Source organism: Pelomonas sp. Root1237, from assembly GCF_001425055.1.
Lineage (GTDB): Bacteria > Pseudomonadota > Gammaproteobacteria > Burkholderiales > Burkholderiaceae_C > Pelomonas.
The window spans coordinates 459,000-478,497 of sequence record NZ_LMDK01000018.1; the positions used below are offsets into that span (position 1 = coordinate 459,000).

General features: G+C 68.0%; 23 protein-coding genes. 12 read left to right on the forward strand and 11 right to left on the reverse strand.

Annotation, left to right across the window (positions count from 1 at the left end):
- The first annotated feature begins 6 nt into the window (after positions 1-6).
- Genes msrA through ASC91_RS22780 form a run of 4 tightly spaced genes read left to right on the forward strand, consistent with a single transcriptional unit; the run spans position 7 to position 2,874 of the window.
- On the forward strand, positions 7-543 hold the full coding sequence (gene msrA, locus ASC91_RS22765; protein ID WP_056202354.1) for a peptide-methionine (S)-S-oxide reductase MsrA: 537 nt from the start codon (positions 7-9) through the stop codon (positions 541-543).
- Positions 543-1,184, forward strand: coding sequence for an ABC transporter ATP-binding protein (locus ASC91_RS22770; RefSeq protein ID WP_056202358.1), 642 nt, complete (start codon positions 543-545; stop codon positions 1,182-1,184). The genes msrA and ASC91_RS22770 overlap by 1 nt, the downstream gene beginning before the upstream one ends.
- A complete protein-coding gene (locus tag ASC91_RS22775) occupies positions 1,181-2,368 on the forward strand; it encodes an FtsX-like permease family protein (RefSeq protein WP_056202362.1) in 1,188 nt (395 codons plus the stop codon). Before ASC91_RS22770 ends, ASC91_RS22775 begins: the two co-directional genes overlap by 4 nt.
- Before the next feature lie 20 nt (positions 2,369-2,388).
- On the forward strand, positions 2,389-2,874 hold the full coding sequence (locus ASC91_RS22780) for a DUF3299 domain-containing protein (RefSeq protein ID WP_056202365.1): 486 nt from the start codon (positions 2,389-2,391) through the stop codon (positions 2,872-2,874).
- On the opposite strand, the gene pdxH is transcribed toward ASC91_RS22780, so the two are convergent.
- The gene (pdxH, locus tag ASC91_RS22785) at positions 2,871-3,506 is read right to left on the reverse strand and encodes a pyridoxamine 5'-phosphate oxidase (RefSeq protein ID WP_056202368.1); all 636 of its coding nucleotides are present in this window, start codon (positions 3,504-3,506) and stop codon (positions 2,871-2,873) included. The two genes, ASC91_RS22780 and pdxH, sit on opposite strands and share 4 nt — an antisense overlap.
- A gap of 399 nt (positions 3,507-3,905) precedes the next feature.
- Here pdxH and ASC91_RS22790 point away from each other — a divergent pair, with 399 nt between their 5' ends.
- Entirely contained in the window at positions 3,906-4,514 is a 609-nt protein-coding gene (locus ASC91_RS22790; RefSeq protein ID WP_056202371.1) for an NTP transferase domain-containing protein, read from the forward strand.
- On the opposite strand, the gene ASC91_RS22795 is transcribed toward ASC91_RS22790, so the two are convergent.
- Positions 4,515-5,138 (reverse strand): gamma-glutamylcyclotransferase, encoded by a 624-nt coding sequence (locus ASC91_RS22795; RefSeq protein WP_157281976.1) that lies wholly within the window; start codon positions 5,136-5,138, stop codon positions 4,515-4,517. It lies immediately after the preceding gene.
- Positions 5,139-5,274: 136 nt separating this feature from the next.
- Between ASC91_RS22795 and edd the strand changes: the two genes are divergently transcribed.
- The 3 genes from edd to ASC91_RS22810 all read left to right on the forward strand — a co-directional run bounded on the left by edd (position 5,275) and on the right by ASC91_RS22810 (position 8,449).
- Positions 5,275-7,104 carry a phosphogluconate dehydratase gene (edd, locus tag ASC91_RS22800; RefSeq protein ID WP_056202374.1) on the forward strand — a complete coding sequence of 610 codons (1,830 nt, stop codon included), beginning with the start codon at positions 5,275-5,277 and terminating at the stop codon, positions 7,102-7,104.
- A 170-nt stretch (positions 7,105-7,274) separates the two neighbouring features.
- Entirely contained in the window at positions 7,275-7,898 is a 624-nt protein-coding gene (eda, locus tag ASC91_RS22805) for a bifunctional 4-hydroxy-2-oxoglutarate aldolase/2-dehydro-3-deoxy-phosphogluconate aldolase (protein WP_200955318.1), read from the forward strand.
- Positions 7,895-8,449 carry an MOSC domain-containing protein gene (locus tag ASC91_RS22810; protein WP_056202377.1) on the forward strand — a complete coding sequence of 185 codons (555 nt, stop codon included), beginning with the start codon at positions 7,895-7,897 and terminating at the stop codon, positions 8,447-8,449. The genes eda and ASC91_RS22810 overlap by 4 nt, the downstream gene beginning before the upstream one ends.
- Here the strand turns inward: ASC91_RS22810 and ASC91_RS22815 are convergent.
- Both ASC91_RS22815 and ASC91_RS22820 read right to left on the reverse strand, forming a co-directional pair.
- Entirely contained in the window at positions 8,446-8,988 is a 543-nt protein-coding gene (locus ASC91_RS22815; protein WP_056202381.1) for a PaaI family thioesterase, read from the reverse strand. The genes ASC91_RS22810 and ASC91_RS22815 overlap by 4 nt on opposite strands.
- A gap of 68 nt (positions 8,989-9,056) precedes the next feature.
- The gene (locus ASC91_RS22820) at positions 9,057-9,473 is read right to left on the reverse strand and encodes a DUF4902 domain-containing protein (RefSeq protein WP_056202384.1); all 417 of its coding nucleotides are present in this window, start codon (positions 9,471-9,473) and stop codon (positions 9,057-9,059) included.
- An 87-nt stretch (positions 9,474-9,560) separates the two neighbouring features.
- Here ASC91_RS22820 and ASC91_RS30800 point away from each other — a divergent pair, with 87 nt between their 5' ends.
- The 3 genes from ASC91_RS30800 (at position 9,561) to ASC91_RS22835 (ending at position 11,593) form a co-directional block, all read left to right on the forward strand.
- A complete protein-coding gene (locus ASC91_RS30800) occupies positions 9,561-10,289 on the forward strand; it encodes a helix-turn-helix transcriptional regulator (RefSeq protein ID WP_082532931.1) in 729 nt (242 codons plus the stop codon).
- A 300-nt stretch (positions 10,290-10,589) separates the two neighbouring features.
- On the forward strand, positions 10,590-10,841 hold the full coding sequence (locus ASC91_RS22830) for a hypothetical protein (protein WP_157281978.1): 252 nt from the start codon (positions 10,590-10,592) through the stop codon (positions 10,839-10,841).
- Between the two features lie 104 nt (positions 10,842-10,945).
- On the forward strand, positions 10,946-11,593 hold the full coding sequence (locus ASC91_RS22835) for a CatA-like O-acetyltransferase (protein ID WP_056202393.1): 648 nt from the start codon (positions 10,946-10,948) through the stop codon (positions 11,591-11,593).
- On the opposite strand, the gene ASC91_RS22840 is transcribed toward ASC91_RS22835, so the two are convergent.
- On the reverse strand, positions 11,590-12,498 hold the full coding sequence (locus ASC91_RS22840; protein WP_056202394.1) for an SDR family oxidoreductase: 909 nt from the start codon (positions 12,496-12,498) through the stop codon (positions 11,590-11,592). The genes ASC91_RS22835 and ASC91_RS22840 overlap by 4 nt on opposite strands.
- Before the next feature lie 122 nt (positions 12,499-12,620).
- On the opposite strand from ASC91_RS22840, the gene ASC91_RS22845 reads away from it, so the two are divergent.
- Complete coding sequence (locus ASC91_RS22845; protein WP_056202397.1) at positions 12,621-12,833, forward strand: DUF4287 domain-containing protein; 213 nt, start codon at positions 12,621-12,623, stop codon at positions 12,831-12,833.
- Between the two features lie 27 nt (positions 12,834-12,860).
- Here ASC91_RS22845 and xth read toward each other — a convergent pair whose 3' ends face one another.
- The 6 genes from xth to araG form a co-directional block, all read right to left on the reverse strand.
- Entirely contained in the window at positions 12,861-13,631 is a 771-nt protein-coding gene (xth, locus tag ASC91_RS22850) for an exodeoxyribonuclease III (RefSeq protein ID WP_056202400.1), read from the reverse strand.
- A gap of 18 nt (positions 13,632-13,649) precedes the next feature.
- The gene (locus tag ASC91_RS22855; protein WP_235532064.1) at positions 13,650-15,068 is read right to left on the reverse strand and encodes a dihydrolipoyl dehydrogenase; all 1,419 of its coding nucleotides are present in this window, start codon (positions 15,066-15,068) and stop codon (positions 13,650-13,652) included.
- Between the two features lie 49 nt (positions 15,069-15,117).
- Positions 15,118-16,068, reverse strand: coding sequence for a LysR family transcriptional regulator (locus tag ASC91_RS22860; protein WP_056202403.1), 951 nt, complete (start codon positions 16,066-16,068; stop codon positions 15,118-15,120).
- Complete coding sequence (locus ASC91_RS22865; RefSeq protein WP_056202404.1) at positions 16,065-16,832, reverse strand: SDR family oxidoreductase; 768 nt, start codon at positions 16,830-16,832, stop codon at positions 16,065-16,067. The genes ASC91_RS22860 and ASC91_RS22865 overlap by 4 nt, the downstream gene beginning before the upstream one ends.
- Before the next feature lie 170 nt (positions 16,833-17,002).
- Complete coding sequence (araH, locus tag ASC91_RS22870) at positions 17,003-17,983, reverse strand: L-arabinose ABC transporter permease AraH (RefSeq protein ID WP_056202407.1); 981 nt, start codon at positions 17,981-17,983, stop codon at positions 17,003-17,005.
- 2 nt (positions 17,984-17,985) lie between these two features.
- Positions 17,986-19,497: an L-arabinose ABC transporter ATP-binding protein AraG gene (gene araG / locus ASC91_RS22875; protein WP_056202410.1), complete on the reverse strand. Its 1,512-nt coding sequence runs from the start codon at positions 19,495-19,497 to the stop codon at positions 17,986-17,988.
- Between the last annotated feature and the right edge of the window lies 1 nt (position 19,498).

A 19,498-nucleotide genomic window follows, 5' to 3' on the forward strand; every position in this document is an offset into this window, starting at 1 on the left:
CATTCCATGTCTGCTACGAATCTCGAACGCATCACCCTGGCCGGCGGCTGCTTCTGGTGCCTGGAGGCCGTCTACGAGCGCGTGCGCGGCGTGCACCGCGTCGAGAACGGCTATAGCAATGGCCAGGGACCCAAGCCGACCTACGAGGCCGTCTGCGGCGGCAACACCGGCTATGCCGAGGTCGTGCGCATCGACTTCGATCCCGCCGAGGTCTCGCTGCGCGAACTGCTGGAGGTGTTCTTCACCATCCACGACCCGACGACGCTGAACCGCCAGGGTGCCGACGTCGGCACGCAATACCGCTCGGGCATCTACTGGCATACCGAGGCGCAGCGCCAGCTCGCGGCCGAGGTGCTGAAGGAGGTCAACGACCATCACGCCGGCCGCGCCGTCACCGAACTGTTACCTGAGACCAATTACCACTCGGCCGAGGCCTATCACCAGCACTACTACGCCCGCAACCCCGAGCAGGGCTATTGCGCCTTTGTCGTTGCCGGCAAGGTGGACAAGTTCCTGGCCAGCTTCAAGCGCCTGGTCAAGTGATGCTGGCCTGGGGCGGCCTGCGCCATCGCTACGCCGGCGGCGCCGAGCTCGCTTATGCCGACTTCGCGCTCGCCGCGGGCCGGCATCTGCTGCTGCGTGGCGCCTCGGGCTCGGGCAAGTCGACCTTGCTGGCCCTGTTGGCGGGCCTGCTGCGCGTGCAACAGGGCGAACTGAACGTTGCGCAAACCGAGCTGCAGACGCTGAGCCCGCGCGCGCTGGACGCCTGGCGTGGAGCCACGTTGGGCGTCGTGCCCCAGCGCCTGCATTTGAGCGAGGCGCTGACTGTGGCCGAGAACCTGGCGTTGCCGGCGCTGGCCGCAGGGCAGGGCGCCGACCCGGAGCGCGCGGCCGAGCTGATGGAGGCGCTGGACATTGCTGAGCTGGCGAATCGCCGGCCGCACCAGCTCAGCGTTGGCCAGGCCCAGCGCGTGGCGCTCGCGCGCGCACTGATGCGCCGTCCGCGCCTGCTGCTGGCCGATGAACCCAGCGCCAACCTGGACGATGAGCACACCCTGCACATGCTGGCCCTGCTGCTCGATGCGGCCGAGCGCGAGGGCTGCACGCTGGTCATCGCCAGCCATGACGCGCGTGTCGTCGAAGCGCTGGCAGAGCGGGATGACGTCAGCGAGGTGGTCTTGTGATCCGCCTCGCGTGGCGATACCTGTGGTCCAGCCCGTTGACGACAGCGCTGAACCTGCTGCTGCTGACGCTCGGCCTCGCCGCCGTGACCTTCGTGCTGCGCGCCAGTGCCCAGGTCGAGGCGGGGCTGAAGCGCGACCTCGCCAGCATAGACCTCGTCGTCGGCGCCAAGGGCAGCCCCATGCAGATCATGCTGGCCGGTGTCTTCCACCTCGACGCGCCGACCGGCAATATCCCGTTGGCGACGCTGGAGCTGTTGAAGCAGCAGCCCCTCGTCGCCCAGGCTGTGCCGCTGTCGCTGGGCGACTCCTTCCGCGGCTACCGCATCGCTGGCACGACGCCGGCGTACATCGATCTCTATGGCGGCCAAATGGGGCAGGGCGCGCTCTGGACGAAACCGATGCAGGCCGTTCTCGGCGCCGAAGTCGCGCGCACGAGCGGGCTGAAGCCCGGTGACCGTTTCGCCGGCAGCCACGGCTTGGCCGAGGGTGGCGGCGCGCATGGCGAACATCAGTTCGAGGTCGTCGGCGTGCTGGCCGAATCCGGCAGCGTGCTGGACCGCCTCGTGCTGACCGATCTGGCATCGGTGTGGGAGGTGCACGAAGACCACGCCGTCTCACACGACGAGGAGAGCGAAAGGAAGGAGATCACGCTCGCCCTCGTGCGCTACCGCAGCCCGCTGGCCGCCGTCATGCTGCCGCGCTGGGTCAATGCGCAGGACGGCCTGCAATCCGCCGCGCCGGCGCTGGAAACAGCCCGACTGATGCGCCTGGTGGGTGCCGGCACCGAAGTGCTGCGGGGCTTTGGCATCGTGCTGCTCGCGGCGGCGGGGCTGTCGGTCTGGGTCGCGTTGCTGCATGCGGTGCGGGCACGCCAGGGCGATCTTGCGATGCTGCGCATGCTGGGCGCGCCGGCCTCGCGTGTCGCCGCGCTGATCGCGCTGGAGGCCTTGCTGCTCGCCGGCCTCGCCGCCGTGCTGGGGCTGGTGGCTGGGCACGGCCTTGTTGCGCTGCTGGAGCGTCTGCTCGCCGAGCGACAGTCGCTTCGCCTGGGCCAGCTCGGCATGAGCGAAGCCGAATGGCTGGTGCCGCTGCTTGCCGGCGCCCTGGCGCTGCTGGCCGCTGCCTGGCCCGCATGGCGGGCCTATCGGCTGGATGTCACAACCCTGCTGCAAGCTCCGCGCTGAACCCCGACAATCCCGCCATCATGAAGTTCAAGCCCCTTCTCGCCGTCTGTCTTGCCGCTGCTGCTGCGTTCGCCCAAACGCCGCCGGGCATGGGGCAGGGGCCTGGCTATCACGACCCACGCAGCCCCTTCAAGCCGCTGGAGGAGCGCGCCGACATCGTGTCCTGGCATTTGCTGTCCCAAGTCACCGCCAAGGCCGAGAAAAAGAAGATCGTGCCGACCTTCCCCGCGGCCGTGCAGGCGCTGGACCGCAAGACCATCAAGGTGCAGGGCTTCATGATGCCGCTGGAGGCGGGCGACAAGCAGCAGCACTTCCTGCTGTCGTCGGTGCCCACGACCTGCTCCTTTTGCGTACCGGCCGGGCCCGAGGGACTGGTCGAGGTGCGCACCAAGAAGCCGGTGCGTTACACGCTGGAACCCGTCGTCGTTGAGGGTGTGCTGGCCGTGCTCAACGACGACCCTTACGGCCTGTACTACCGCGTCGAGGACGGCAACGCCGTCAATTAGGGCGCCAGCCGTTCGCGCACCCAGCGGTCGGCATCCAGGCTGAAGACCAGCCGGTCGTGCAGCCGGGAACGGCGCCCCTGCCAGAACTCAAAACGGTCCGGCACGAGGCGGTAGCCGCCCCAATGCGGCGGCCGGTCCGGGTTCAGGCCCTGCTGAACGGCCGCCTTGGCGGCGTTGGCCACCAGCACAGCACGTGAACTGATGACCCGACTCTGTGGTGAAGCCCAGGCCCCAAGGCGCGAATCCAGCGGCCGGCTCTTGAAGTAGTCGTCCGATTCCTGGGCCGAGGTCTTCTCGACGCGCCCCTCGATGCGCACGACGCGTTCCATCTCCACCCAGTGGAATTGCAAGGCCGCGTAAGGGTTGCCTGCTAACTCTTCACCTTTACGGCTTTCGTAGTTGGTGAACCAGACCATGCCGCGTGCATCGCAGCCCTTGAGCAGCACGACGCGGGTCGACGGCCGGTGGTTGGCACCGACCGTGGCCACCGTCATCGCGGTCGGCTCGGACATATCGTGGGCGATGGCCTCATCCATCCAGCGGTTGAAGAGCGCCAGCGGTCCATCCGCAGCTTGCACCTCATCCAGCTCCCCTAGTTCGTAGCTCTTTCGGAAGTCGCTCAACTTGCTCATGGCGGGAGGTCATCAGGCCTGGCGTTAGGCCCGCGTTGGTGCTGCAAAGGGCTCAGTCTAGGCGCAAGGCGCAGCGATGCCGGTGGCGTCGCGAGCACTTGCAACAACGACTGAGCCCTTTGCAGCTCCAACCCGGAGGGCCGGGGCGAGTTGCGGGGTGATTCGTCGTTACCCGCTCGTTGTGTAGGCCCGCCACACGCCTCGCAGGCGCCTTGCCTCACCCCGCAACTCGCCCCGGCGCGGGCCCAACGCCAGGCCTGACGACCTCCCTACGTATGCAGACCTTCCCTTAAGTGAACGCCCCAGTTTCAAGCGAAGCCTCACTCGGCATGCTTGTGGCACTGCAGCAAACGGCTCAGACCGGCGCTAGGTAAGTGGGTTTTGAAGGACGAATAGCAAATGACAAAGCGACGCCCCGTCGTCGTTGTGCTGGCCGCGGGTCGCGGCTCGCGCTTCCGCGGCTCGGGCCACAAGCTGGAACAGCACCTGGCGGGAACGCCCGGTGGAGATACCTTGCTGGCGCGCACCTTGCGCCATGCCATCGCGACGCAGCTTCCGGTTGTCGTTGTGACGACGGCAGCCCTGGCGCCGGCCGTGCACAAGCTCATCGCGGCGCGCGACGTCGTGACGCTGCCTGAGCGCGATACCCACGGCCGGCCTCAGCCCATCGGCATGGGGCATTCCATCGTCGCCGGCGTCAGCGCCACGGGTGATGCCGACGGCTGGCTCATCCTGCCGGCCGACATGCCGCTTGTGCAGCCGACCACCATCATGGCCGTGGCCGAGGGGCTGGAGCGCTACCCCGTCTGCTATGCCCAGTACCGCGGCATCCAGGGCCATCCGGTCGGCTTTGGCACTGAGCTCTACTCGGAGCTGGTGGCCCTGCAGGGCGATGAGGGCGCGCGGCGCATCGTGGCTCGCTACGCGGCGCAACCCATTCCCGTCGACGACCCCGGCGTGCATGTCGACGTCGACACCGAGGAAGATCTCGCGCGGCTCAGGGGCTGATCAAAGCGGGGCGCACAGCCCGTGCTGCGCCGCCAGGTGGGCCTGGCGCTCCAGTTCCGCGTCGCGGATCCCATGTTCGCGCAAACCCTGAACGGTGCGCAGCAGATAGTCCAGCGTCGTGCCGTAGCGGCCGCTGGCGTGTTGAAAGATGTGCAGCAGCTCCGGCTCATGCAAAGGCCCGGTCCAGTTCGGGCTCTGGCGCGACAGCGTGAACGCCAGGGCGCGCAGCCGGCCCGCGCCGGTGTCGCAGTTCAGCCAGCGCGGCTCGTAGACGCCGTTGGGCATCTCGCGTTCCCACAAACGCGGCAACACCTCTTCACCGACGGTGCGCGGGATGCGGTAGACCAGCCCGCGGCAACTGCCACCCGAGATCAGCGCCAGCACCAGGCCCGGCTCCTGGGGCGAGCCGCGGTTCACGCGCGAACGCATGCGCAGCACGCGGTGAAAGCCCAACACCCGCGCCGGCAGCGCGTCGGCATACTCGAACTCGGGCCGCCAGATCAACGAGCCATAGGCAAACAGCAGCAGGTCTTCGCCGCTAGCCCGCCATTCGGCGGTCGTGCGCTGCAACAGATGGGCGCTGCGCGCCGGGCCATGGGGAATATGGATTGCCTGTGACGCCATCGCCCCCATCTTGTCATGCCAGAGAGTTGCACGACGTTTCTCAGGTACCCAGCCCGTAACCCGCGCAGCGCTGGAGGCAAGTAATATGGTTACCTAAATTCCCAAGGGCCGGTTACGAGAGCCGCAGGAGACCCGCATGCACGACACACTCATTCAAGTTACAGACCGCATCCGCGAACGCAGCGCCAAGCTGCGTGGCGACTATCTCGCCCGCATCGCCAAGCTCGGCGGCCGCCAGCGCGGTTTCGAGCGCATGGGCTGCGCCAACGTCGCCCACGCCGTGGCGGCTATGCCGTCCAACGACAAGCTGCGCATCGTCGCCGAGAAAGCCCCCCACCTCGGGGTCGTCACGGCCTACAACGACATGCTGTCGGCCCACCAGCCCTACGAGGGCTACCCGGAGCAGATCCGAGCCGAGGCCCATCGCCTGGGCGCCACGGTGCAGGTCGCGGGCGGCGTGCCGGCGATGTGCGATGGCGTGACGCAAGGCCTGCCCGGCATGGAGCTGAGCCTGTTCTCGCGCGACACCATCGCGATGGGCACGGCAATAGCGCTGACGCATGACGTCTTCGATGCGGCCCTGCTGCTGGGCATCTGCGACAAGATCGTGCCGGGCCTGTTGATCGGCGCACTGCACTTCGGCCATCTGCCCTGCGTCTTCGTGCCCGCCGGGCCGATGAGCTCGGGCATCTCCAACAGCGACAAGGCCAAGGTGCGCGAGCTCTACGCCCAGGGCAAGGTCGGCCGCGACGAGTTGCTGAAGAGCGAGCAGGCGGCCTATCACGGCGCCGGCACCTGCACCTTCTACGGCACCGCCAACAGCAACCAGATGCTGCTGGAGGCGATGGGCCTGCACACGCCGGGCAGCGCCTTCGTGCATCCGCACGACGACCTGCGCACGGCGCTGACGCGCGAGGCGGTCGCCACGGCGATCAACATCAGTGGCCGCGTGGCGGGCCGGGCCGCCAAGCCTATAGGCCACCTCGTCGACGAGCGCTGCATCGTCAACGCGATGGCGGCGCTGCTCGCCACCGGCGGCTCGACCAACCACCTGATCCACTGGGTCGCCGTCGCCCGTTCGGCCGGCATCCTGATCGACTGGACGGACTTCTCCGACCTGTCCGCCGTCGTGCCCTTGCTGTCGCGCGTCTACCCCAATGGCAGCGCCGACGTGAACCAGTTCCAGGCCGCCGGCGGCCCGGGCTTCGTCATCCGTGAGCTGATGGACGCCGGCCTGATGCACGAGGACGTCATCTCAGTCGCCGGCGACAGCCTGCGCCCCTATGCCTTCGTGCCGCGGGCGGTGGGCCAGAGCGGCGAGGTGGTGCGCGAGCCGCTGCCGGCCGTCAGTGGCGACGACGGTGTCGTGCGCACGGCCGCCGCGCCTTTCAGCGCCACCGGTGGCCTCAAGCTGCTGGCCGGCAACCTCGGCCGCGCCGTCATCAAGGTCTCGGCCGTGCCCGAAGATCGCCACACCGTGGAGGCGCCTTGCCGCATCTTCACGACGCAGGAAGCCATGCTGAACGCGTTCAAGAACGGCGAGCTGGAGCGCGACGTCATCGTCGTCGTGCGCTTCCAGGGCCCGCACGCCAATGGCATGCCCGAGCTGCACAAGCTGACGCCGCCGCTGGCCGTGCTGCAGGGCAAGGGATTCAAGGTGGCGCTGGTCACCGACGGCCGCATGAGCGGTGCCTCGGGCAAGGTGCCCGCGGCCATCCACGTCAGCCCCGAGGCCCTGGCCGGTGGGCCGCTGGCCAAGCTGCGTGATGGCGACGTCGTGCGCGTTTGCGCGCAGACCGGCACGCTGGCCGCCCTGGTCGACGAGGCCGATTGGGCGGCCCGCGAGGTGGCGACGCTCGATCCGGACGAAGCCGACGTCAATGCCCACGGCCTAGGCCGCGAACTCTTTGCCGGCCTGCGCCGCAATGTCCTGAGCGCCGAAGAAGGCGCCTGCACCTGGTTGTGAAGTGAGACAGCCCCTCGTCCAGTCTGGCGGCGCTGAACGCGCGCCAGCCTGGCCGGTCCCCCGAGGGGACGCCAAAGCTTCCGGCATTGAGCCGCAAGCTTCGCCAAGCGGGCCGGCTCGGGAGCGGCCCAGCGCTCGGCCCGAATACCCCGGTCTTATGGAGAATTGAAATGATCGACACCCTGAGCCTGGCCAGCCACGGCCCCGTCATCCCCGTCATCGTCATCCAGCGCCTGGAAGACGCCGTGCCGCTGGCCGAAGCGCTGGTTGCTGGCGGCGTGCGCGTGCTCGAAGTGACGCTGCGCACCCCCGTCGCCCTGCAGGCCATGGAAGCCATGGCCAGGGTGCCGGGCGCCATCGTCGGCGCCGGCACGCTGCGCAGCCCGGCCGACGTGACGAACGCCAAGAATGCCGGCTGCCAGTTCGGCGTCAGCCCCGGCTACACCGACGCACTGGCCGCCGCCTGCCAGGCCCAGGGCCTGCCGCTGCTGCCCGGCGTGTCGACGGCCTCCGAGGTCATGCAGGCCAATGCCGCCGGCTTTGGCTTCCTGAAGCTTTTCCCGGCCGTTGCCGTCGGCGGCGTCAACCTGCTGAAGTCGCTGGCCGGCCCCTTCCCGGACGTGGCTTTCTGCCCGACCGGAGGCATCTCGCTGGAGACGGCGCCGCAGTTCCTGAAGCTGCCCAACGTCAAGGTCTGCGGCGGTTCCTGGCTGACGCCGCAGGACGCGGTCGACGCCAAGGACTGGGCGCGCATCACCAAGTTGGCCTCCGAGGCCGCGGCACTGCGCGCATGACGCTGGCGGTCGTTGCGACCGTTGCGGCCGTCTGGTCCAGCGCAACGCACAGCTTCTCCAAGTTCGCGAGAGGCGAGCTGCGCCTCATCGCAGGGCAGGGCGTCGAAGGCGACGCCCATTGCGGCGTGACGGTCAAGCACCGCTCGCGCGTGGCCGTGGACCCGACCCAGCCCAATCTGCGCCAGGTCCATCTGATCCAGGGCGAGCTCTTCGACGAACTCGCCGCCCGCGGGTTCGGCGTTCAGCCCGGCCAGATGGGCGAGAACCTCACGACCCGCGGCATCGACCTGCTCGCGCTGCCGCGCGGCACCGAGCTGCGCATCGGCACCGAGGTCGTGCTGCGGGTGACCGGCCTGCGCAACCCCTGCCTGCAGATCGAGAACTTCGAGGCTGGCCTCTTGAAGGCCGTCGTCGACCGCGATGCCGACGGCGAGGTCGTGCGCAAGGCTGGCATCATGAGCATCGTGCTGGCCGGCGGTGCCGTGAAGCCGGGCGATGCGATCACGGTACGGCTGCCGCCGCTGCCGCACCACAAGCTCGAGCGCGTCTAGCTCGGCAGGTCGAACAACAGGCAGGTGGTGCTGGCGTGGGCGTAGAGCTTGCCGTCGTGGCCGACCAGCGTCGCCTCCGACGTCGTCACCTGGCGGCCGCGGTGCACCACCTTGCCGATGGCGCGTACGAAGGGCACCTTGTCGCTCAGCGCGCGCACGAGGTTGATCTTGAACTCCAGCGTCGTGTAGCCGCGGCCCACCGGCAAGGTCGTGTGCACCGCGCAGCCCAGGGCGGAATCGAGCAGCGTCGCGAACCAGCCGCCGTGCACGCTGCCGAGCGGGTTGTAGTGCTTGAACTGTGGTCGCCCCTGGAAGACGGCGATTCCGTCCTCCACCGAGATCAGCAGGAAGTCCAGCGTCTCGCTGATCGGTGGCCGGGGTGCCAGGCCATCCAGCATGGCCTGCATCTGTTGCAGGCCGGTCTTGCCAGCCAGCATGGCCCGCGAAGCCAGGCCGGTTTCACCCTGCTGCCGCGTGCGCAGCGCGGCCTCGTCAGCTTGCCATTGGGAAAGGACGGCTTCGGGAGAGGGAGAACTCATGGCGGCGGCTTCAAGCGATGAAGCCCTCGATTCTGCGCAAAGCCGGTGCCCCGCGCTGTCACCAGTGTTCAAGCGGCCAGGCGCTGCTCCGCAACGGCCTTGCGGCGCGAAGGTTCGTCCATCCTCAGCTTGTCCAGCACCGGACCCTGCCAGGGCAGCAGATACACCAGCGTCGCCAACGTCGCGCGTCGACGCGACGACAGCAGCGGGCGGCCGCGGGCGTCCAGCAGCAGCACGTTGGAGCGCACATTGAGCGGATCGGCCTGCGCGACGGTGCCCTCGTTGATCTCGACCCAGTCCCATTCCACCCAGGCGCAGGCGTCGGCATAGCAGCGCTCCCAACGCGTCGAGCCGCTGACGCGGTGCTCGTCGCGGCGCACGCGGTGCACCTGGGTCCGGGCGTGGCGGACATCCTGGGCGGCGCTGGACAGCGCGGCCACCGGCCAGCAGACGCTGCCTTCGGGCAACTGGATCAGGGTTGGCATGGACGGCTCCTCTGTGTCGTGTGATTCGAACGGGAGGGCAGTCTCTGGTCAGGGCCAGTGGGGAACAAGCTGGCAGACTTGGCAGGTATGGGTAAGCCCGAAATGAACTACCAGCAGCTGATCGACGTCGGCCTGAGTGACGACTTCGAAAGCTTCGAGCGCCGTCTTGTCGCGACGGCGGATGCGCTGGGCTTCCCGATCATCTCCGGCGTGCTGATGCGTGGGCGCCTGCAGGACGCCGATGTGCAGATCACGTCGCTGGGGAACACGCCCGAGGGGTATCTCGCGGTGGCGAAGGACCTGGGCGAGGCCCGTCGGGATCCCGTCATGGCCAAGCTCATGAGCCATGCCGTGCCGGTCGTCTACGATCAGAAAACGTATGTAGCGGCGGACGCCGGGGACATCTGGGAAGCGCAGGCACCCTACGGCTACAAGACGGGAATCGCCGTCAAGCTGCACCTGCCGGGTGACAAGCACTTCCTGCTCGGCGTGGATCGCGACGAGGCGCTGCCCGAGCCGGGCATGCAGCTGATGCAGATGGTTGCGGGCCTGCAGCTGCTGGCTGCGCATGCGCTGACGGCGGCGGACCGGCTGCTGGGCGCGAAGCTCAACAAGGGTGATCTGCCCAAGCTGACCCGGCGCGAGCTGGACGTGCTGAGCTGGACGGCCCAGGGCAAGACGGCCTGGGAGGTCAGCGTCATCCTGGGCATGAGCGAGAAGACGGTGAACTTCCATCTTGGCAATGTGATGCGCAAGCTGGGCGTGACGTCCAAGCACCAGGCCGTGCTCAAGTGCGTGGCGGCCGGCATTCTGTAATGCGGTTTCAACCTAGCAGACTTGCTAGGTTTCTAGGGGGGTTAAAACAGGGAAAGTGCGGGCAGGCGACATCTAGCCCCCACCCTGCAGGAGCCCCCCCATGAAAGTCATCGACCTGATCTGCGAACTTCTCGGTCTGCCCAAGCTTGGAGGCTGACCTGATCGACGGGTTCTTGCCCAATGCATGCGGCGATAGATTGCGCAGATGACCAGCTCCAGCCAACGAGCTCCGCATCTCTCGCATTCCTGATGCCGCTGCATACGGCCCCGGCCCCCCACCCTTGCCGCAGCACAGGCACCGTGTCCATTTCCCCCGAAACCTATGCCCGGCTTTTGAGCCTCGCCGATCAGGCGCCGCTCGATTGCCTGCCACTGACGTCGCGCACCCTGGCATGCGCCAAGACGCTGGGCTACAACCAGATCGGCCAGATCCGCAGCACGCCCAACAGCCGCCTCTTTGCCGACCTTGGCGAAGATCGCGCCGAGGAACTCCAGCGGGCCCTCTATGACTTCGGCGTGCGGCCGATGCAAGGCGGCGAGCTGAGCGGCTGACGCGCAACCACCCTTCAACTCCTTCGAGCCCGCCTGCTTCGGCAGACCGGGCTCCTTTTTTGTCCACGTTCACGCATGTGCCTTCGTGCGAGCATGCGGTCCGTATGCAAGACCGCGACATCCCTCTCGACGCCTGGCCGCGCCGCGCCGCGCTGGCGCACTTCCGCACCATGGCCCAGCCGGCCTTCAGCATCACCGCGCCGGTCGACGTGACCGGCCTGCGCGAGCGCGCCGCTGCTCACGGCGCCACGCCCTGGCTGGCCTACCACCACGCTGCGCTGGAGGCCGCCAATGGCATCGATGCGATGCGCCAGACCCTGACCGACGGCGGCCGGGGCGTGCGCGAGTTCGGCGTCATCCATGCCAGCACGACGGTGCTGCGCGACGACGGAAGTTTTGGCTTCCTGACGCTGCCACGCGAACCTTCGCTCGCCGGCTTTGCCGCCCGCGCCAAACCCGGCATCGAGCGCGTGCGCCGTGCCAGTGGCGACCTTTTCGCCGCCGATGAGCCCGGCGACGTGCGCGAGGAAACGCTGGTCCACATGACCGCGCTGCCCTGGCTGGGGTTCACTGCGTTCACCCACGCGCGCGGTCAAGGCGACGACCGGCCCAAGGTGGCCTTCGGCCGCTTCACCGAGACGAACGGCCGGCTGCTGATGCCGGTCGCCGTCGATGTGCACCATGCACTGTGCGACGGCGTGCACATCGGGCGCTTCTTCGAACGCTTCCAGGCAAATCTGGACGCGATCTAACGATAGGCCGCCACGTCGACGTCGCCCGCCTCGCTGTCGAGCATGTGGCGCCAGGCGTCAGGCTGGCTGCCGTCCAGGTCGGTGAAGCCGTAGATGCGGGCCAGCTGGCCGCTGGACAGCGACTGGCCGTTCCAGCGCGCGACGTCGGGGTCGGTCGCGAGCGCCACGACGGCCCGCCCGACGAAGGCCGGGCTTTCGGCAATCGCGAAGCCCGGCACGCGGTCGATGGCGTCGCGCCAGTTGTCCTCGCGCACGCCAAAGGCCTCCAGCATGGCCTCGGAGCGCAGCCAGCCCGGCGTCAGCGACAAACCCGTGGCACCGTGCGACTTCAGCTCATGGCCCAGTGCAAAGCCCATGCGCAGCACGGCCGCCTTGGCAAGGTCGTAGAAGAAGGAATTGCGGTAGCGCGTGCCGTTGTATTCCTCGGTGCCGTCATTGATCTCCACCGCCAGGCCGCCCGGCGCCTTCAGCAGCAGCGGGATCGCGAAGTGGCTGGTGATGGCATGAGTGTCGATGGCCAGGCGCAGGCTGTGCAGGCCGAATTCGAGATCCGACTCCCAGACGGTCTTGCCCCATTCGATCTTGCTCGCGCCGAAGATGTCGTTGACCAGAACGTGCAGTGCCCCCTGTTCACGTTCGATGCGAGCGACCAGATCGCGCACTTCGTCGGCCACCAGATGATCGACCTTTACCGCGATGCCACGGCCGCCCGCAGCATCGACGAGAGCTGCCGTCTCCTCGATGGTTTCGGGTCGATCCATCTCCGAGCGGGCCGCCTGCGTGCTGCGCCCGGTGCAATAGACCGTCGCACCGGCCTCGCCCAGGGCCACCGCGATGCCACGGCCTGCGCCGCGCGTGGCGCCGGCCACCAGGGCCACCTTGCCTGCCAGATGCCTGTTGTGCATGTCACTCGCCTTTGAAATGACCGGTTTGCGATTCGCGGTTTGTCGAAACTCGCTGCTCCGATTCGTCATGCAGCAGATGCCGGCCGATCGCCGGGCGTCAGTCAAACTTGAAGGGTATCGATATGGCAACGCAAGACAACAAGGTCAAGGGCCCCGCCTCCTATTTCCCCTCCATCGAGAAGAAATACGGCCAGCCCATCGCGCACTGGGAACAGGTCATCACCCGGGCCGGGCCGTTGAAGCACATGGAGCTGGTCAACCTGTTGAAGGCCGAGCACGAGATGGGCCACGGACACGCCAATGCGCTGGTGGCCTGGGTCCTCGCGAAGAGGTAGCCCGCGTCGCCGGCGCGCTATCCGAGGTCAGTCGTCGAGGGTGACGATGACCGGCGCATGGTCGCTCGGCCGCTCGTTCTTGCGCGGCAGCTTGTCGATCTCGCAGGCCGTCACGCGGGGCTTCAAAGCCTCGCTGACGAGAATGTGGTCGATGCGCAGGCCCTGGTTCTTGCGGAAGGCCATGTTGCGGTAGTCCCACCAGCTCCAGCTCTTGGGAGGCTGCTCGAAAAGCCGGAAGGCGTCGGTCAGCCCCAGGGCTATGAGCTGCTGGAAGTGCTCGCGCTCCTGCGGCGTGCAGTGGATCTGGCCAGCCCATGCGACGGGGTCGTAGACGTCGCGGTCCTCGGGCGCGATGTTGAAGTCGCCCATCAGCACCAGCTCGGGGTGCTGCTTCATTTCTTCGATCAACCAGCCGCGCAGGCCGGTCAGCCAGTTCATCTTGTAGGTGAACTTGTCGCTGTCGGGCGCCTGGCCGTTCGGGAAGTAGCCGCCGATGACGCGCACACCGCCCACGGTGCCGGCGATGACCCGGGCCTGCTCGTCGGCAAAGCCGGTGATGTTCTTGACGACGTCATCCGCGCGTTCACGGCTGATCAGCGCGACGCCGTTGTAGGTTTTCTGGCCGAACCACTGCACTTGGTAGCCGGCCTCGCCGATCTCCATGGTCGGGAATTTGTCATCGGTGAGCTTGGTCTCTTGCAGCACCAGCGCATCGACGGGGTGGGCAGCCAGCCAGTCCAGCACCTGCGGCAGGCGGACGGCGAGGGAATTGACGTTCCAGGTAGCGAACTTCTTCATCCTGTGATCCTAGCGTCGTCAGCCGCCGACCTCGGCCTCGGTATCGCAGTCCATGCAGTTCTCGATGGGCGGCGCAGGCAGGTGGAGATCGCTGTGCAGCTGGCGCAGCGCCGTGCGCAGGCCTTCCTCCACGACCGGGTGATAGAAGGGGCAGTCCAGCATCTGCTGCACCGTGTCGCCGCGCTGCACGCTCCAGGCCAGCAGGTGGCCAAGGTGCTCCGCGGCAGGGCCGATCATCTCGGCGCCCAGCAACCGGCCCGTGCCGCGCTCCGCATAGACATGCAGGCCGCCGCGGTTGACGAGCATGACGCGGCTGCGGCCCTGGTCGGCAAAGCTGACGCGGCCGACGTCAAAGTCGCGGCCCGTGGCGACCAGCTCCGAGTGACTCGCCCCCGCGATGGCAATCTGAGGCTCGCTGAAGACGATCGCCAGCGGTGCTCGGCGCGGGCGACTGTGCACATCGGGCCAGCGTGCTGCGTTGTCGCCGGCGATGCGGCCGGCGTCCGACGCTTCATGCAATAACGGCCGATCGTTGGTGACGTCGCCGGCGATGAAGACCGGCATGCCGCCCCACTGGCTGGTGTGGCGGTCGATCAGCGGGTGGCCTTGGGCATCGCGTGGCAGGTTCAGGGTCTCCAGCCCCAGGCCGTCGAGATTGGCCTGGCGGCCTGCAGTGCAGAGCAGGGCATCGAAGCGCTCGCCACCGACGAGCACCTGGTCGCCGTCCGGCGTCGGGTCCAGCGCGGCGCTCAACGTCAGTGGCAGGTCTTCGGCAAACAGCTTCTGGGCCAGCGGCTGCAATTCGGGATCGGTCAACGGCCCGACGCGATCGCCGCGAGCGAACAGGCGCACGCGCACACCGAGCTTGTGCAGGGCCAGGGCCAGTTCCAGGCCGATGACGCCGGCGCCGACGACAGCGATCGACTTCGGCAGGTCGACCCAGTCGAAGACATCGTCATTGACGATCAGCCTGGCTCCCAGGCGTTCGCGCCAGCCCGCCGGCACGAAGGGCCGGGAGCCGGTTGCGATGACGATGGTTCGGGCCTCGACGCGCTGGCCATCGACGTCCAGCACGCCTTGGGCGAGGAAGCGCGCCCGGCCGAAAAGCCGCGTGGATTCCGGCCAGCCATGCACCGTCTCGAGCACGAAACCGACGAAACGATCGCGCTCGTCCCGCACCCGCTGCATGACGGCCCGGCCGTCAATGCGCGGCGCCTCGGCCTGCACGCCGAAGCGATGCGCCTCGCGCACGGCCTGGGCTGCTTCGGCCGCAGCGATCAGCAGCTTGCTGGGCATGCAGCCGACACGCGCGCAGGTGGTGCCGTAGTGGGCGGCCTCGATCAGCAGCACCCGGTCGGTGTGGGCGCGCGCGGCGCGGTAGGCAGCCATGCCGGCAGTGCCGGCGCCGATGATGGCGACGTCGCAGGAGAAGGTCACGGTGCTGGGCTTCCTGAGTGTCCGACTGGGCAGGATAGCCGCTGCCGCGTCAGGTGTGCAGGCCGCGCCGCGCGGCTTCCTCGCGCAGGCAGTTCAGCATCAGCTCCGCCCCCGGCGACAGCTGATGGCCGCGGCGGGTGACGATGCCATACGCGTCCATGCGCAGGCCGAGGTCGAAGTTGAGCACAGCCAACAAACCCGCCTCCAGATAGGGCTTGACCAGCTCTTCGGGCAGGGCCGACAACATGTCGGACTGGCCGAGCAGGCTGGTGATGACGGGCAGGGACAGGGTCTCGACGGTCTGCTGGGGCTGGTCCAGGCCGGCGGACAGGAACAGGGCGGTCAGGCGGTCGCGCAGGATGCTGCCGCCGGGCGGCAGGATCCAGCTCTGGCGGGCCAGCTCGGGCAGGCTGAGGTCGCGACGGTCGGACAGCGGGTGGCCGGCGCGCACGACCAGGCAATGCGGCTCGTCGGTGAGCGGTTCGAAGCTGAGCTGGGCGGCCGACTCGCTGTCCAGCACCCGGCCGATGACGAGGTCGAGCTCACCGTTCTGCAGGTGCTGGATGAGCAGCTTGCTGGTGTCCACCGAGATGGCGACATGCACCCGCGGCTGGCGCGCCTTGAGCTGCGTGATGGCGGCCGGCAGCAGCGTCGTCGAGGGCGTCAGCACGGAACCGACCGCCACGCGGCCCGACAGGCCCGACAGCAGTTCCATGAGCTCCTGATGGCCGGCGTCCAGCTCGGCCAGGGCCGCGCCGGCGCGCCGGATCATGACCTCACCGTACCAGGTTGGCGCCACACCGCGCGGCAGGCGCTCGAAGAGCTTGACGCCCAGAGCGTGCTCGAGATCGGCCAGCAGCTTGGATGCCGCCGGCTGCGTCAGGTTGGCGGCCTGGGCGGCATGCAGGATCGAGCCGTGCCGACCGAGTTCCACCAGCAGCACGAGCTGGCGGGTCTTCAGGTGGGAGCGGACAAAGCGATCCGAGCGCGGGTCAGTCATTCGTGATAGAGCTGCGACCGGCCCCCATCGATGAGGATGTCGGTTGCGTTGATGAAGCGGGCTTCGTCGCTGGCGAGGAAGAGCGCAGTGTAGGCAACCTCGATGGGCTCGCCGACGCGCTTGGGCGGCAGCAGCTCGACCTGCCGTTTGGCGTCCTCGGGTGAGTTGGCCAGCCACTCGACGACACGCTCGGACAGGATCAGCCCCGGCGAAATGGAGTTGACGCGGATGTTGTGCGCGGCGTATTGGATGCCTAGCGCCTTGGTCATGCCGATCAGTGCATGTTTGGCGACGGGATAGGGGAAGGCGTTGGGGATGATGCGGTGGCCGTGCACCGAGGCGACGTTGACGATGCTGCCGCCGCCGCTCTCCAGCATGCCGGGCAGCACGGCACGGCTGCAGTGCATCGCGCCGTCGAGGTCGACGGCGAAGCAGCGTTGCCACTGCGCCGTCGTCATCGCCAGCGGCTCGGCGAAGACGTCCATGCCGGCGTTGTTGATGAGCACGTTGATCGTGCCGAAGCGCTCGACGCCGCGCGCAGCCATCGCGCGCACGGCGGCTTCATCGGCGATGTCGGTGGCGATGAACATGGCGTTGTCATCGCCCAGCTCCTGCACCAACGCCGCGCCCAGCGCCTCGTCGGCTGCCAGCCCGTTGAGGATGACTCTGGCGCCCTCGGCGACAAAGAGCCGGGCGATGGCCTTGCCGATGCCCTGGGTGGAACCGGTCACCAGCGCGACCTTGCCTTGCAGACGTGAACTCATCTCAGCTTTCCATCGTGGCAAACGCCCCACGGTTCGTCGTATTTGCGGGCCGAGCGACGGGCCGCTCCCTAGCCGGCCCGCGCTGGCGATGTGCTTGCGGCTCAATGCCGCAAGCATCGCCGTCCCCGCGGGGGACCGACCAAGGTAATCCTTGGGCGAGGGGCTCCATATCAGCCACGGCGTTCGCCTCGGGTCTTCAGTTGGTCGAGAAGGACGGCGGCCAGCAGGATGAGGCCACGCACGAGGTATTGATAGAACGCGTCGACGTTGAGCAGGTTCATGACATTCTCGACTGTGCCCATGATGAGCACGCCGATGACGACGCCGAAGATGCGCGCCTTGCCGCCCTGCAGTGACACGCCGCCCAGCACGCAGGCCGAGATGACGTCCAGTTCGAAGCCCGTGGCCGCGTTGGGCTGGCCGCTGGTGATGCGTGCCGACAGGATCAGGCCTGCCAGCGCCGTGACGACGCCCTGCAGCAGGAAGATCCACACGCGCAGCCGTTCCACGCGCACACCCGCCAGGCGTGCCGCCTCGGGGTTGCCGCCGATGGCCAGCGTGTTGCGGCCGAAGACGGTGTGATTGAGCAGCACGCCGAAGATGAGGAAGCTGAAGCCCGTCATCCAGATCGGCAGCGGCAGGCTCAGGAAGCTCGTGTCGCCGAAGCTGATGAAGCCTTCGTCGGCGATGCCCACGGCCTGGCCCTTGGACGCGATGAAGGCCAGGCCCCGCACCATCAGCATGGTGGCCAGCGTGGCGATCAACGCGTTGACGCGCAGATAGGCGATCAGCACGCCATTGCCCGCGCCGATCAGCGCGCCGGCCAGCAGCCCGCCGCCGATGGCCAGGCCGACGCTGCCGGTGCGCTCCAGCACCATGGCGCCGAGCACGCCGGCGAAGGCGATGGTTGAGCCCACCGAGAGGTCGAAGTCCCGCGAGGCCAGGCACAGCATCATGGTGCAGGCCACCATGCCGATCTGGGCGACCGACAGCAGCAGGCCGACGATGTTGGCGCTGGAGAAGAAGTTCTCGACGGTGAAGGCCAGCACGACGAAGAGCAGGCCGTAGCCCAGCGTCATGCTGTGTTCCTTGAGCAGGGCGCGGGACGTCGAGGACATGGCGGGGCGGGGCGTGAGAGTGGTCGTGTTCATGATCAATGCAGTGGTGCGGCGGGCGCTCCGTCAGGCAAGGCCAGGGCAAGTGCGGCGGTCTCGCTGGCGTTGGCGCGGTCCAGTTCGCCGCTGATGCGGCCGTCGCGCATGACGATGAGGCGGTCGGTGATGCCCAGCACTTCGGGCAGCTCGCTGGAGATGACGATGACGCAGCAGCCCGAGGCCGCCACGTCGTGGATGATCTTGTAGATCTCGTTCTTGGCACCCACATCGATGCCGCGGGTCGGCTCGTCGAGGATGAGCACCTTCAGCCCTGGTTCGGCCAGCCAGCGCGCGAGGATGACCTTCTGTTGGTTGCCGCCGGACAGCAGGCGGATCTCCTGCTCGCGGCTCGGCGTCTTGATGCGCAGCTTCTTGATGAAGTCGTCAGCGCGCTGCGCCTCCTGGCCGTGGCGCAGGAAGATGCCCCCCGCCAGGCCATGGCGGCGGCAGCTGATATTGATGTTCTCGGCGACTGAGCTGTGCGACAGGATGCCCTGTTCCTTACGGTCCTCGGGGCAGAGGACGATGCCCGCGGCGATGGCGTCCGCCGGGCTGTGGGCCTGCACCGGCTGGCCGTCGAGCAGCACCTCACCGCCGCGGCGTGCGTCGGCGCCATAGAGCAGGCGCATCAGCTCGCTGCGGCCGGCGCCGACCAGGCCGAAGAAGCCCAACACCTCGCCGGCTCTCACGGCAAAGCTCAGTGGCGTGGGCAGGCGGTCGCTTTGCAGGCCGCGCGCTTCAAGCCGCATCGGGCCCTGCTGGCGGCTGCGGTAGTCGTAGATATCCTGCAGCTCGCGGCCGACCATGTCGGCGATCAGGCGCTCACGCGGCACCTCGGCCATGACCTCGTGCGTGACGATCTTGCGGCCATCACGGAAGATGGTGCAGGCGTCGCACAGCTCGTACAGCTCTTCGAGGCGGTGCGAGATGTAGATCAGCGTGCGCCCTTCGGCGCGCAGCCGTTTCACCAGCCGGAACAGGATTTCGGTCTCGCGGTGCGACAGGCTGCTGGTGGGCTCGTCGAAGGCGATGACCTTGGCGTCCTGCATGACGGCCTTGCAGATCTCCACCATCTGGCGCTGGGCGATGGACAGCTCCGACAGGCGCGAGGCCGGGTCCAGATCCACGCCGATGGCTGCCAGTTGTTCGGCCACCAGCCGGCGCGCGGCCTTGTGGTCGACGAGGCCCAGGCGTGTCGGCAGGCGGCCGAGCAGCACGTTCTCGGCCACCGTCAACTCGGCCACGTACTGCAGCTCCTGGTGGATGATGGCCACGCCGGCGGCGATGGCGTCGCCAGCCGAAGTGAAGTGGCGCTCCTGATCATCGATCAGCAGCCGGCCACCATCGGGCTTGTACTGCCCGCCGAGGATCTTCAGCAGCGTGCTCTTGCCGGCGCCGTTCTCGCCGAGCAGGCCCATGACCTGGCCCGGCCGCGCCTCGAAGCTCACCCCGTTCAGCGCCTTGACGCCGGGGAAGACCTTGCTGATGTTGTCGAACTGCAGGGAAGCCATG

Bases quoted from the DNA above. Each gene is read 5' to 3' on its own strand.
- msrA (WP_056202354.1), top strand. From the start codon at position 7: ATGTCTGCTACGAATCTCGAACGCATCACCCTGGCCGGCGGCTGCTTC.
- ASC91_RS22770 (WP_056202358.1), top strand. From the start codon at position 543: ATGCTGGCCTGGGGCGGCCTGCGCCATCGCTACGCCGGCGGCGCCGAG.
- ASC91_RS22780 (WP_056202365.1), top strand. From the start codon at position 2,389: ATGAAGTTCAAGCCCCTTCTCGCCGTCTGTCTTGCCGCTGCTGCTGCG.
- pdxH (WP_056202368.1), bottom strand. From the start codon at position 3,506: ATGAGCAAGTTGAGCGACTTCCGAAAGAGCTACGAACTAGGGGAGCTG.
- ASC91_RS22790 (WP_056202371.1), top strand. From the start codon at position 3,906: ATGACAAAGCGACGCCCCGTCGTCGTTGTGCTGGCCGCGGGTCGCGGC.
- ASC91_RS22795 (WP_157281976.1), bottom strand. From the start codon at position 5,138: ATGGCGTCACAGGCAATCCATATTCCCCATGGCCCGGCGCGCAGCGCC.
- edd (WP_056202374.1), top strand. From the start codon at position 5,275: ATGCACGACACACTCATTCAAGTTACAGACCGCATCCGCGAACGCAGC.
- eda (WP_200955318.1), top strand. From the start codon at position 7,275: ATGATCGACACCCTGAGCCTGGCCAGCCACGGCCCCGTCATCCCCGTC.
- ASC91_RS22810 (WP_056202377.1), top strand. From the start codon at position 7,895: ATGACGCTGGCGGTCGTTGCGACCGTTGCGGCCGTCTGGTCCAGCGCA.
- ASC91_RS22815 (WP_056202381.1), bottom strand. From the start codon at position 8,988: ATGAGTTCTCCCTCTCCCGAAGCCGTCCTTTCCCAATGGCAAGCTGAC.
- ASC91_RS22820 (WP_056202384.1), bottom strand. From the start codon at position 9,473: ATGCCAACCCTGATCCAGTTGCCCGAAGGCAGCGTCTGCTGGCCGGTG.
- ASC91_RS30800 (WP_082532931.1), top strand. From the start codon at position 9,561: ATGGGTAAGCCCGAAATGAACTACCAGCAGCTGATCGACGTCGGCCTG.
- ASC91_RS22835 (WP_056202393.1), top strand. From the start codon at position 10,946: ATGCAAGACCGCGACATCCCTCTCGACGCCTGGCCGCGCCGCGCCGCG.
- ASC91_RS22840 (WP_056202394.1), bottom strand. From the start codon at position 12,498: ATGCACAACAGGCATCTGGCAGGCAAGGTGGCCCTGGTGGCCGGCGCC.
- ASC91_RS22845 (WP_056202397.1), top strand. From the start codon at position 12,621: ATGGCAACGCAAGACAACAAGGTCAAGGGCCCCGCCTCCTATTTCCCC.
- xth (WP_056202400.1), bottom strand. From the start codon at position 13,631: ATGAAGAAGTTCGCTACCTGGAACGTCAATTCCCTCGCCGTCCGCCTG.
- ASC91_RS22860 (WP_056202403.1), bottom strand. From the start codon at position 16,068: ATGACTGACCCGCGCTCGGATCGCTTTGTCCGCTCCCACCTGAAGACC.
- ASC91_RS22865 (WP_056202404.1), bottom strand. From the start codon at position 16,832: ATGAGTTCACGTCTGCAAGGCAAGGTCGCGCTGGTGACCGGTTCCACC.
- araH (WP_056202407.1), bottom strand. From the start codon at position 17,983: ATGAACACGACCACTCTCACGCCCCGCCCCGCCATGTCCTCGACGTCC.
- araG (WP_056202410.1), bottom strand. From the start codon at position 19,497: ATGGCTTCCCTGCAGTTCGACAACATCAGCAAGGTCTTCCCCGGCGTC.